This is a genomic window from Pseudomonas sp. FG13, assembly GCF_057809755.1.
The window spans coordinates 167,991-180,142 of the sequence record NZ_JBMDKO010000006.1; the positions used below are offsets into that span (position 1 = coordinate 167,991).

12 protein-coding genes are annotated in these 12,152 nt (G+C 61.8%); 6 read left to right on the forward strand and 6 right to left on the reverse strand.

Going from position 1 to position 12,152, the window contains the following annotated elements:
* Positions 1 to 48: 48 nt before the first annotated feature.
* Both ACODTO_RS08295 and ACODTO_RS08300 read left to right on the forward strand, forming a co-directional pair.
* Positions 49 to 876, forward strand: a complete 828-nt coding sequence (locus ACODTO_RS08295) for a hypothetical protein (RefSeq protein ID WP_489106265.1) — start codon at positions 49 to 51, stop codon at positions 874 to 876.
* A gap of 16 nt (positions 877 to 892) precedes the next feature.
* Entirely contained in the window at positions 893 to 1,126 is a 234-nt protein-coding gene (locus ACODTO_RS08300) for a hypothetical protein (RefSeq protein WP_175362138.1), read from the forward strand.
* Positions 1,127 to 1,130: 4 nt separating this feature from the next.
* On the opposite strand, the gene ACODTO_RS08305 is transcribed toward ACODTO_RS08300, so the two are convergent.
* Positions 1,131 to 1,880, reverse strand: a complete 750-nt coding sequence (locus tag ACODTO_RS08305) for a substrate-binding periplasmic protein (protein WP_139648550.1) — start codon at positions 1,878 to 1,880, stop codon at positions 1,131 to 1,133.
* A 280-nt stretch (positions 1,881 to 2,160) separates the two neighbouring features.
* Here ACODTO_RS08305 and ACODTO_RS08310 point away from each other — a divergent pair, with 280 nt between their 5' ends.
* Positions 2,161 to 3,117 (forward strand): alpha/beta fold hydrolase, encoded by a 957-nt coding sequence (locus ACODTO_RS08310; protein WP_489106266.1) that lies wholly within the window; start codon positions 2,161 to 2,163, stop codon positions 3,115 to 3,117.
* 137 nt (positions 3,118 to 3,254) lie between these two features.
* Here ACODTO_RS08310 and ACODTO_RS08315 read toward each other — a convergent pair whose 3' ends face one another.
* The 3 genes from ACODTO_RS08315 to gabT form a co-directional block, all read right to left on the reverse strand.
* Complete coding sequence (locus ACODTO_RS08315) at positions 3,255 to 3,743, reverse strand: Lrp/AsnC family transcriptional regulator (protein ID WP_003203167.1); 489 nt, start codon at positions 3,741 to 3,743, stop codon at positions 3,255 to 3,257.
* Positions 3,744 to 3,787: 44 nt separating this feature from the next.
* Positions 3,788 to 4,444: an HAD family hydrolase gene (locus ACODTO_RS08320; protein WP_489106267.1), complete on the reverse strand. Its 657-nt coding sequence runs from the start codon at positions 4,442 to 4,444 to the stop codon at positions 3,788 to 3,790.
* 90 nt (positions 4,445 to 4,534) lie between these two features.
* Positions 4,535 to 5,827, reverse strand: coding sequence for a 4-aminobutyrate--2-oxoglutarate transaminase (gene gabT, locus ACODTO_RS08325; protein ID WP_139648544.1), 1,293 nt, complete (start codon positions 5,825 to 5,827; stop codon positions 4,535 to 4,537).
* Between the two features lie 194 nt (positions 5,828 to 6,021).
* Here gabT and ACODTO_RS08330 point away from each other — a divergent pair, with 194 nt between their 5' ends.
* From ACODTO_RS08330 to ACODTO_RS08340, 3 genes are all read left to right on the forward strand, one after another.
* Entirely contained in the window at positions 6,022 to 6,948 is a 927-nt protein-coding gene (locus ACODTO_RS08330) for a 2-hydroxyacid dehydrogenase (protein WP_175362135.1), read from the forward strand.
* A gap of 636 nt (positions 6,949 to 7,584) precedes the next feature.
* Positions 7,585 to 8,442: a GNAT family N-acetyltransferase gene (locus tag ACODTO_RS08335; protein ID WP_139648539.1), complete on the forward strand. Its 858-nt coding sequence runs from the start codon at positions 7,585 to 7,587 to the stop codon at positions 8,440 to 8,442.
* Positions 8,443 to 8,470: 28 nt separating this feature from the next.
* Entirely contained in the window at positions 8,471 to 9,178 is a 708-nt protein-coding gene (locus ACODTO_RS08340) for a cupin domain-containing protein (protein ID WP_139648537.1), read from the forward strand.
* 229 nt (positions 9,179 to 9,407) lie between these two features.
* Here ACODTO_RS08340 and ACODTO_RS08345 read toward each other — a convergent pair whose 3' ends face one another.
* Both ACODTO_RS08345 and ACODTO_RS08350 read right to left on the reverse strand, forming a co-directional pair.
* Positions 9,408 to 10,487, reverse strand: coding sequence for a tartrate dehydrogenase (locus ACODTO_RS08345; RefSeq protein ID WP_175385845.1), 1,080 nt, complete (start codon positions 10,485 to 10,487; stop codon positions 9,408 to 9,410).
* Between the two features lie 40 nt (positions 10,488 to 10,527).
* The gene (locus ACODTO_RS08350) at positions 10,528 to 11,985 is read right to left on the reverse strand and encodes an NAD-dependent succinate-semialdehyde dehydrogenase (protein WP_489106268.1); all 1,458 of its coding nucleotides are present in this window, start codon (positions 11,983 to 11,985) and stop codon (positions 10,528 to 10,530) included.
* Positions 11,986 to 12,152 lie beyond the last annotated feature (167 nt).

The following is a 12,152-nucleotide window of genomic DNA, read 5'->3' on the forward strand; positions in this document are numbered from 1 at the left end:
CGCTTCTGCTCAAATTCCGGCTTCCAGGATAATGACAGACCTCAACCCGTGAACGCCACAATCCCCTATGATCGGACCTACATGAACCCCATCGACGCCCTGTCGTTCCAACGCATCATCGCCGCCCATGGCTCGCTCGAGGGCGCGGTGTATTTCGACGCTGAAGAAGACCTCGTCCAGGAAATATTTCCCGATCGCATCGTTTTCCAGACCAACTACCTGGATTACCGCAGCTATGAAGTCGATCTCGCCGACGGCGCGATACGTGTCCTCAAGACACGGCTGGACAACTACCAGCGCGGCGACAAGGCAAAGGTGATCGAAGATGACATGGATGAGGAAGACTGGGAGGAGCTGGACACGCTGTGGCAACGCTTGAGCCGGGACCTGGACAGTCAGGGGTCACAGCCCAATCGGGTCGAGACGTTGGCCGATCTGTTCGATTGCCTGTTCGACGAGGATCGCGCGCAAGTGCTCATTCAAGGCATTGCGCCCCCAACGGCACAGTGGGACTGGGCGTGGACTCAAGTCGCATCAGCCCTTGCCCAGGCCAATCAATTGGCCGAGTTCGAATGGAAAGAGTGGTCGTCCTGCGGGGTCATCGCCGTCAACACCCTTGCCCCGCTACAGCAATTGAACATCGAGATCGCGATACCCGACCGTAAAACCGTCGATGTCATCAACGGCGCCAACGATTGGGAGCGGGCGCTGCTCCAGTATTTCAACGCACAGCTGGATGCCCATGATCTGAAGCTGCTGGCCATCGGCACTCACTTCGATGAGCACCAGACCTTTGCCTGTCTGCCCATGAACGGCTTGGGCCTGGTCAATGCGTTGGAAATCATGGGTAGGCTGGGTATCGTCCACAAATTCTGAGCCCCGAGTCGACGACATGAAAATCTGTGATCAATGCAGGAGCCTCATCCTCGACGACAACGCGGCCTGCCCGCGATGCGCCGAAGAGATGAGGCTCACCGTAGAAGCGCTCGCGCCACGGTCCAAGCCGCCGGTGTTGCCGAAGATCCTGAAGTGGCTGTTCATCGGCGTGGTAGTCGCGGTGCTCGTGGCCGTGGCAGCGATCACCTGGATTCTGAATTCGCTGGGGCCGATGCCTTCTTTCGGTTAACCGTTCATTGCCCAGCGAGCTGCTCGTACCGATGCTGGATACGCCTCAACTCGCCAGACTGGCGCAACTGTTCCAAGGCGCTGGCCCACGCGGCGACCCGTTCGTCGTCACTGTCGGGACTGAAGGCGATGTACAGCGATGAACGGTACAGTTCAATAGGTATTTTTCGCAGCGTGCCGGGGGCGATGTTCAACTGGCGGGTGTAGTACGCCACCCCCGCATCGGTGTCACCCACGATGATATTGGTGCGCCCCGCCAGCAGCATGCGGTAGAGCAACTTGCTCTCGGTTGCGCTTTTGTCGAGGTTCTTGAAGCCCAGCGATTGCAGCTTTTCAGGTACCAGCCCGGCGTGCCGAGTGGTGATCTGCTGGGCGCCCAGCAATTGTTCCAGGGAATGCACCGGCGGCGCACTCGCCAATTGATAAGGATAAATGGCCTCCTCCACGATCGGTCCGACCCACTTGTACAACGGCTCACGCTCCGGCGTGCGGAACAGCGAGTACATGATCGTCTTGGGCCGGGTTTTCAACACCTGAGTGGCGCGCATACTGGGCTGCAGCACCACTTCGAATTCATCCCCGGTCAGCGCCATGATGGCCCGAACGATCTCGGTGGTCATGCCGGTGAGCTGATGGTTCTCCTGATAGTTGTACGGTGCCCACTCCTCGGTGACGACCTGATATTCCTCGGCCCTGACAGCCCCCGTGCCAAGCAATAGACAGAACAGCGCCGTGGCGGGTATCGAAGGTTTCACGTGGTCTCCTGGAGGGGTCCGGGCCGTTCATGGGTGGGCTGATGGGAAGGATAAGGTAAGCATAGACCCAAACACGGGTGTGCTTGACTGAGCCGGCGATCTACCTTCAAGGCCCCATCGCGAGCAAGCTTTCACAACCAAAGCCTCCCAAGTATCTGTTATTCCTATAGTCGCTATCGATACCGGCACCGTTCTCGTCATCGTCCTCTCTCTCTAATCTGCCCACCAACGCGATCGACAGCGGTCGCGACAGTCAACCAGCCCTTATGGAGAGAGCCCAATGAACACACTCAACCGCACCCTGGCCATCGCTACCTTGGCACTCGCGACTCTCGGCGCAGAAGCCGCACCGGCACAGACCACTGCTACGACCACTGCTTCGGCTATCGGCAGCGTCATCCAATCCGCCAGCTACATCACCACCAAGGACGGCGTTCAGCTGTATTACAAGGACTGGGGCCCGCGCGATGGCCAGGTCGTCACCTTCAGCCACGGCTGGCCGCTGGACTCCGACAGTTGGGAAGCGCAGATGATGTTCCTCGCGTCGAAAGGTTATCGGGTTGTCGCCCACGATCGTCGCGGCCATGGACGTTCCAGCCAGCCTTGGGAAGGCAACGACATGGATCACTACGCCGACGACCTGGCGGCGGTCATTGAAGCGCTGGACCTGAAGGATGTGACCCTGGTGGGCTTCTCGACAGGGGGCGGTGAAGTGGCTCGCTATATCGGTCGCCACGGGACTGCCCGAGTCAAGAAAGCGGTGCTGGTGTCCTCTGTTCCGCCATTGATGCTCAAGACCGACACCAACCCCGGTGGCCTGCCACTCGCGGTGTTCGACGGCCTGCGCAAGGCGTCCCTGGAGAACCGCTCGCAGCTTTACCTGGACATCGCCTCCGGCCCCTTCTACGGCTACAACCGCAAGGGCGCCAAGCCGTCCCAGGGCCTGATCCAATCGTTCTGGGCCCAGGGCATGCAGGGCGGCGCCAAGAACACCTATGACTCGATCGCCGCGTTCTCGGCCACCGATTTCCGCGACGATCTGAAGAAGTTCGACGTGCCGACCCTGGTGATCCATGGCGACGCCGACCAGATCGTGCCGATAGACGCTGCCGGCCGGGCTTCGGCGGCACTGATCAAGGGCGCCCGACTGATCGTCTACCCTGGCGCGCCGCACGGGTTGACCGAGACCCACAAGGATCGTTTGAACCAGGACCTGCTGACCTTCCTCAAGGAATAAAGCCAGCACACCCACGACAACCTCTATGGGAGCGAGTCTGCTCGCGATAGCGGAATATCAGTCAGCATCTTATGCGTCTGATACACCGCCATCGCGAGCAGGCTCGCTCCCACATTTGTTCCCGGTAGGTAATCGGATCAGTGCCGCAGCAACTTGCGCAATGGAATCTCGTCCTTGCGTACCGGCGACTTGATGACGATGTAGCTGAAGTACTTGGAGATGCCGATGTTCTTGTCCAGCAGACTTTCCATCACGTCCTGGTAGTCCTGGATGCTGCGGGTCATGAAGCGCACCAGGTAATCGTAGCCCCCGCTGATCAAGTGGCACTCCAGCACTTCGTCCACCAGGCGGATGTTGGATTCAAATTTGGCGAAGTCTTCGCGCTTGTGGTCGCTCAGGGTGACTTCGGTGAAGACCGTCACCGAATCGGTAATCTTCGCCAGGTTCAGGTGCGCCTTGTAGCTGGAGATGTACCCCAACGACTCCAGCCGCTTGACCCGTTGCAGGCAAGGGCTGGCGGACAACCCCACGGCATCGGCCAGGCTGACGTTGGTCATGCGGCCGTCTTTTTGCAGCTCGACCAAAATGCTGATGTCAATACGGTCCAGTTTCGCTAAACCTTCCATCGCATACCCCTTGCGTGCCGTTTGTAGACTATCTTCTAACAAAATCAGTGACGTAGCGACAACTGGTGCTGCGCCACCAGATCCGCCATGCTGCTGATGCAGTAGTCCGCCGCGCACGGCTGGAGCGGCAGCTCGGGGTTTCGGCAGATCAGGCACACAGCCCGATCCCGGCGTGAATGGGCGCCCGGACGGGTTATCTGGAGAATAGCGCCGGGATCGAGACCGTTGGCCGCCAGCCAATCGGGATCCTGCAAAGGATCGTTCGCCAGTGAGATGAAATCCTCCGGCTCGATACCCAGGCGTTCGCACAGCACGCCCCGGTCCTCGGCATCACGGTCGCCCAGCACCAGCAGACGGTAGAACTTACGCAGGTAGAGCATCGCACCCGGTGCATCCTCGAACAGCGTCCAACTGGCCGCCGAGCGGGCGAAGCTCATGCCCTCCTCCCAACTGACCTTGAGCTGCCAGCGCTCAGCCAACTGACGGTGGGCGAAGCACAGCAGCCCACTGAAACCGAGCTCGCCAAAGCGTGGATAGAGGGCCCGCAGCGCCTCATCGAACTCGGTCAGCACCTGAGTTTTGTCCGGCGGGTCGCCATGGGTCTCCAGCAGCGGCTGCAAGGCCGTCCAGATGCCGGAATCCCGATCCACCAGGACCTCGTCGCAGTCGATCAACAACGCTCGATATTCAGTCAGCCTCATGGCTAAAAGCCTCCGATGAGTCCCTAATGCAGTTCATCCAACGCGTTGGAACGAGTGTGGCGAGGCAGCCTGCTTCCTCGCCACAGACGCTCAGTTCAAGACCCGCGCCAGTGCCCCTTCAAGAATCTGCAACGCTTCATCGATCTGCGCCTCGCTGGTCACCAGCGGTGCCAAGAAACGCATCACGTTGCGGTAGACCCCACACTTGATGACCAGCAACCCGCCCACACGGGCTTCGTCGATCAGGCGTTGGTTCAGGTCCGCGTCGGGGGTGCATGCTTCATCATTCTTGATCAACTCCATGGCCAGCATGAAACCGCTGCCACGCACATCACCGATCTGCGGGTAGCGGGCTTGCAGACGCAACAGCCCCTGACGCAGGCGCTCGCCCAGGGCGTCGCCGCGCGCCAACAGTTGTTCCTGCTCATAGGCCTCGATCACTGCCAGCGCCGCCGCGCACGACAATGCGTTGCCGCCATAGGTCCCGCCCAGGCCGCCAGGCAGTGGAGCGTCCATGATCTCGGCCTTGCCGACCACACCCGACAATGGCAGGCCACCGGCGAGGCTCTTGGCGACGGTGACCAGGTCTGGCTGGATACCGGCATGCTGGAAACCGAACCACTTGCCGGTGCGCCCGAAACCGGTCTGGATTTCATCGAGGATCAACACGATGCCGTGTTTCTCGGTCAGCGCACGCAGGCCCTGGAGGAACTCTACCGGCGCCGAAAGGAAACCACCATCGCCCTGCACCGGTTCGATGATGATCGCCGCGACCCGCTCAGGCGCCACTTGGGTGGCGAGCAGTTCGTCCAGCGCCTGGAGCGCCATCTCGCTGGTGACACCCCGATAGGCATTTGGATAGGGCGTGTGGAAGACTTCCGGCGCGAATGGCCCGAAGTTCTGTTTGTAGGGCTGGCTCATTCCGGTCAGCGTGGTGCCGAGCAGCGTCCGGCCATGGAACCCGCCGCGAAAGGCGATCACCGCCGAACGATGGGTGTGGGCGCGGGCAATCTTCACCGCGTTTTCCACCGCTTCGGCGCCGGAAGTGAAAAAGGCCGCTTTATAGGCGTGCTGGCCACCGATCATCTGGCACAGCCGCTGGGCGAGGTCCAGGTACGGCTTGTAGGCCACTACCTGGAAGCAGGCGTGGGAAACCTTTTGCAGTTGCGCCTGCACTGCCGCCACTACCTTGGGGTGATTGTGCCCGATGTTCAGCACACCGATACCGCCCACGAAGTCCAGGTAGCGCTTGCCGTCGACATCCCACAACTCCGAGCCCTGGGCCCGATCGATCACCAGCGGGTGCGCGGTCACCAGACCACGGGGGACGAATTGATCACGCTGACGGAGCAGACTTGGGGTTTCTTCGACTTTACTGTTCATGGCATTTCCCATAGTGAGCCAGGCAACCCGAAGCGGCTGCGATGTGTTCACAGGTTAAGCCTTCGACACAATGCTCTAAGCCGAACTTGCCCGCTGAGAAATCCGGATCGACTGTTTACACCCCGGCAAACAGCAGAATCCTCTCGCCCCATTGAGGCATGCTGGATACTCCTTATTTCCCGGCGAGAAGACCCATGGCCCTGCTCTACAAAGCTGACCCGGTACGCGGCGAACAGTGGAAGCGCCTGTTCGCCGAACATGCTCCGGATATCGAATGGCGCGCCTGGCCGGACATCGGTGACCCACGGGATATTCGCTACCTGGCGGCGTGGCAGGCACCGGACGATATCGAAACGGTGCTGCCGAATCTTGAGGTACTGTTCGCCTTGTCGGCGGGGGTGGATCAGCTCGATCTGGGTCGCCTGCCGACGAACCTGCCGGTGGTGCGCCTGCTCGATCCGGGCATCAGCCAGGGCATGTGCGAATACGCCACGTTCGCCGTGCTCGGCTTGCACCGGGACATGCTGCGCTACCGTCAGCAACAGGCCGAACGGTGCTGGCAGGCACACCGACTGGTTCCCGCCCGGCAGCGTCGGATCGGGGTCCTGGGGTTGGGCCTGCAGGCCCGGAATATCCTCACCGCCTTGCAGCCATTCGGCTTCGCCCTGTCGGGTTGGGCCCGCAGTGAACACCAGATCGCCGGGGTGGCGTGCTTTGCAGGTGCCGAACAACTGCCGGTGTTTCTGGGCCAATGCGATATCCTGCTGTGTGTGCTGCCGTTGACCGAGCAGACCCGGGGGATCCTCAACCGCGAGGTATTCCAGCAACTGCCCAAAGGCGCGGCCCTGATCAATATGGGCCGCGGCGGCCATCTGGTCGAAGCGGATCTGCTCGAAGCGCTTGCCGACGGCCAGCTCAGCTCGGCCGTGCTCGACGTACTGGAACAGGAACCGGCCGCACCGGATCATCCCTTCTGGCATCACCCGCAGATTCTGTTGACCCCGCACATCGCGGCAATGACCCAACCCGAAAGTGCGTTTGGCGTTCTGCTGGACAATATCCGCCGGCATCAGCGGGGCGAATCGATGCTTGGCCAGGTGAATCGCGAACGGGCCTACTGACGTTTCGAAAACACTGTGGGTGCGGGCTTGCCCGAATGTCAGTCAGTTAAGCCACAACCCCGTGGGAGCAAAGCTTGCTCCCACAGGCGTTGCGCCGTTTGATCCTTAACTGACTGGCATTAGGGCTTGCTCGCGAAGACGGCGGCACAGGCAACATCTCTGCAAGCTGATCCATCGCTATCGCGAGCAGGCTCGCTCCCACCGGGGATTCGGGGGTGGAGATAATTCCTGTGAGCACCCCGCAAACACTGTGGGAGCGGGCTTGCTCGCGAAGACGGCGGCACGGGCAACATCACTGCCAACTGACCCACCGCTTTCGCGGGCAAGCCCACCGGGGATTCGGGGTGGAGATAGCTCCTGTGAGCACCCCGCAAACACTGTGGGAGCGAGCCTGCTCGCGATGGCGGCGGCACAGCTGGCAACACTTCCAACTGCCCCACCGCTTCGCAGAACCGCCCCGATATTTACTGCTGGCCCGACACAGGATTTGAGCAAAAAATGTGGCCGGTGAAGCCGTCGTCAACGGAACCTGCCGAATCCATTCCAGCCTATTGTCAGGCCCGGTGGCAGGTGAGATACAAGGGCTCTCAGCGGACGAATCCGTCCGATTCCACGCCTTCCCAACGGGGATCTGCCATGTCCATTTCGCAACGCCCTGCTTACCTCTATCGACCCATGACTGCGGCAGATGTCCCCCGCGCCCATACGTTGTCCGTGAAACTGAAATGGCCCCATCGCCTGGAAGACTGGGCAATGCTGGAGCGTGTCGCCCAAGGGTTTGTGGTGGAAGACCAGGGTCGCCTCATCGGCAGTGCGTTCACCTGCCCACAGGGCAGCCATGCCAGCATTGGCCTGGTCATCGTCGATGACGAATACCAGGGCCAAGGCATTGGCCGCAGGCTGATGGAACTGGCCCTCGAGGCCTGCGGGACGCGTACGCCCATGCTCAACGCGACGTTGGCCGGTGCACCGTTGTATGCCAGCCAGGGCTTCGTCGATTTCGGGCATATCCAACAACATCAGGGACAGGCGCTTTCGCTTGCACCGCAGCCACTGTCCCCTGGCGAACGCTGCCGCCCGCTAACCGAAGCCGATCAGGCCGCAGTGATCGAACTGGCCAATGCCGGAAGCGGCCTGGATCGAACTGTCGTGCTGAACGATCTGTTCGATGTCGTCGAGCAGGCGGTAGGCATAGAGCAGGACGGCCGCCTGTGCGGCTTCGCCCTGCTGCGCCCGTTCGGGCGGGGTCGCAGCATCGGCCCGGTCGTTGCGCAGACCCTGGAGCAGGCCCGGCACATGATCGCGGTCCTGCTGGCGCAGATCCCGGACGCTTTCGTACGCATCGACATTCCTTCCAATAGCGGCTTGACGGCCTTTCTGGAAGAGGCCGGGCTCAAGCAAATCGACACCGTCGCCCAAATGGCCCTCGGCACACCTCCCCAGGCCACCGGCGCGGTGCAACAGTTCGCGCTGGTGACCCAGGCCATTGGCTAACACATACTTTTCCTGGAGAGTCACCCCCATGCCCGAACCTACTGCAATGCTGTTGGCCCGCGCCGACGGCAGTCCTGTCGCCACGACCTTCATCCTGACCTCGTTGGGCGCCAACGATCCTTTCGACCGGCTGATCGCCTTCGCCGGGGAGGATGGCATCGCCGCCGGTGTAGTCGAGCTGAGCGGCCAGACCCGAGTCGACCACTATCCGTTCAGCGAAATGATCGTGGTGCACGCCGGTGCCGTCACCCTGCGCAGCCAGGAGCAGACGCTCCAGCTCAAACCCGGTGAAAGCGCGGTGATCGCCCGCGGCACAGCAGTGGAAATCGACGCACAGCCCGATTCGCGTTGGGCCTTCTGTGCCGACACCCAACCCGTCGCAGCGAGCACCCCCGGGCTCACGGCACTGCCTGCGCACACCCTGCTCTCGCCTTCCGCTGCGCCCGATGCCGAGATCCTGCTCAGCCCGGCGCCGCAGTGCCGCTCGTACAACGTGTTCGTCGAACAAGCCACCGACCTGCGCATCGGTGTCTGGGATTCGACCCCCTACACGCGCAGGGCACGGCCTCACAAACTGCATGAACTGATGCACCTGATCGAAGGCAGCGTCACCTTGCAGACAGCCGACGGCAGTGACCTGATCGTCAACACCGGCGACACGGTCTTCGTTCCCCTCAATGCCCGTTGTGCCTGGAAGAGCAATGTCTACGTGCGCAAGTTCTATGTCGTCAGATAGCTCTGATTGAGCAGCACCACCGCCATCGCGAGCAGGCTCGCTCCCACAGTGTTTCCGGGTGTTCACAGAAGTGGTGTCCACCTCAGATCCCTTGTGGGAGCGAGCCTGCTCGCGATGACGGTGGCACAGTCACCATCACCTTCAACGGCCCCACCCGCTTCCACAAAGAAACCCACGCAAAAAAAAGCCCGCAGTGTGAGCGGGCAAAAGGTGTTGCGTGACCGTGGGCTCAAAGCGCCGCAGCAATCGCCCCGCCAACGTCCTGGGTCGAGCCCTGCCCGCCCAGGTCCGGTGTGATAGGCCCTTGGGCGATCACGCGTTCGATGGCCTTGAGAATCCCGTCATGGGCCGCCCGGTAACGCTCATCCCCATTCCCCAGGAAGTCGAGCATCAAGGCGCCCGACCAGATCATCGCAATCGGGTTGGCGATGTTCTGTCCATAGATATCGGGGGCCGAGCCATGCACTGGCTCGAACAGCGACGGGAAACGTCGTTGCGGGTCGAGGTTGGCCGAGGGCGCAATGCCGATGGTGCCGGCGCATGCCGGGCCGAGGTCGGAAAGGATATCGCCGAACAGGTTCGACGCCACCACCACGTCAAAACGGTCAGGCTGCAAGACGAAACGCGCGCACAGGATGTCGATGTGCTGCTTGTCCCACGTCACCTCGGGGTACTGCTCGCCCATCAGCGCCGTGCGTTCGTCCCAGTACGGCATGCTGATGGAGATCCCGTTGGATTTGGTCGCCGACGTCAGGCGCTTGCGTGGCCGGGTCTGGGCCAGGTCGAAGGCGAACTTGAGAATCCGGTCGACACCACGGCGGGTAAACACCGACTCCTGGAGCACGAACTCGTGCTCGGTGCCTTCGAACATCTTGCCGCCAACGGAGGAATACTCGCCCTCGGTGTTTTCACGGATGACGACGAAATCAATGTCTCCCGCCTCGCGCCCGGCCAACGGACACGGCACGCCGGGGAACAGTCGCACCGGGCGAATGTTCACGTACTGGTCGAAGTCGCGACGAAACTTGAGCAACGACCCCCACAGGGAAATATGATCCGGCACCTTGTCCGGCCAACCCACGGCACCGAAGTAGATCGCGTCGAAGCCCTTGAGCTGTTCGAACCAGTCGCCGGGCATCATCTGCCCATGTTCCAGGTAGTAGTCGCAGTGAGCCCAGTCGAGCACTTCGATGTGCAAATCCAACTGCCATTTCTTCGCGGCCTGCTCCAACACCCGTAGCCCTTCCGGCAAGACTTCCTGGCCGATGCCATCGCCGGCAATGGCGGCGATTCTGAATGGTTTACTCATCAATCCTGGTCCCCTGCTGTCTGTTCAAACGATGACCGACTCACAACCCACCGATGTGGAAAGCCTTGACTTCGAGGTACTCGTCCAGCCCGTACTTGCTGCCCTCGCGACCCAGGCCCGATTGCTTGATACCACCGAAGGGCGCCACTTCCATGGAGATGATCCCGGTATTGAGGCCGACCATGCCGAACTCCAGTGCCTCGCCGAAACGCCAGGACCGACGCAAGTCCTGGGTGAAGAAATAGGCGCCCAGGCCATACGGCGTGGCATTGGCCAGGGCCAGCGCCTCCTCTTCGGTGGTGAAGCGCATCAACGGCGCCACCGGGCCGAAGGTTTCTTCGTTGGCCAGCAACATTCCGGCATGGGCTTCGCCAAGCACGGTGGGCTGCACGAACTGGCTGTCACCTTCAGGGATGCCACCACAGAGCAGGCGAGCGCCCTGGCTCAACGCATCGTCGATGTGCCGGGCGACCTTGCTGACCGCCGCAGGGTTGATCAGCGGGCCGATCGTCACATCCGCTTCCAGGCCATTGCCGATCTTGAGCTTGCCCACCTCTTGCACCAGGCGTTCGGCCAAACGCTCGTAGATGCCATCCTGCACCAGGATGCGGTTGGCGCAGACACAGGTCTGGCCGGCATTGCGAAACTTGCTGAGCATGATGCCGGTCACGGCCTGCTCCAGGTCCGCGTCATCGAACACGATAAAGGGAGCATTGCCGCCCAGTTCCAGGCTCAGGCGCTTGATGTGCTCGGCACTCTGGCGCATCAGCAGCCGACCGACCGCCGTGGAGCCGGTGAAGGAGATCTTGCGCACCGTCGGGTTGCCGGTCAGCTCTTCGCCGATGCCCGCGGGCAGGCCGGTGACGACGTTGAACACACCTGCGGGAATCCCGACCCGCTCGGCCAGCACCGCCAGCGCCAGGGCCGACAGCGGCGTGAGGTCCGAAGGTTTGACAATGACCGGGCAACCCGCCGCCAGGGCCGGGGCGCACTTGCGGGTGATCATTGCGTTGGGGAAATTCCAAGGGGTAATGGCCGCGCAGACCCCCACCGGTTGCTTGAGGGTGAGCAGGCGACGGTCGCCGCTGGGCGCCGGGATGGTTTCGCCATAGATCCGGCGGGCTTCCTCGGCAAACCATTTGGCGAAACCGGCACCGTAGCGGATTTCACCCTTGGCTTCGTTCAGCGGCTTGCCCTGCTCGCAGGTCATGATCAGCGCCAGGTCGTCGAGGTTGTCGATCATTGCCTGGTACCAGCGCTCCAACAGCACCGCACGCTCCGCCGCCGGACGGGCGCGCCAGGCCGGCCAGGCACGCTCGGCGGCCTCGATGGCACGACGGGTCTCCACACCCTGCAGGGCCGGTACGCGGGCCAGCAGCTCACCACTGGCCGGGTCGATGACGTCAAGGGTGGCGGCATCGTCAGCGCCGGTCCACTGACCGTCGATATAGGCGAGCTCTGCCAGCAGGCTGGGGTCTTTCAATAGCGTCTTGAGCATGGTCGTGTCCTGTTCCGAGGTATTTCCAGTCTAGGGAGATGCCGCGGCGCAGGATGCTGAAAGCGGGTGTTGGGCAGTGCGGGATGCTGAAGTTGCGGGGTGGGACGGCAGGCTCTACCGGGACATGAAAATCACCACCAACCCTTGTGGGAGCGAGCCTGCTCGCT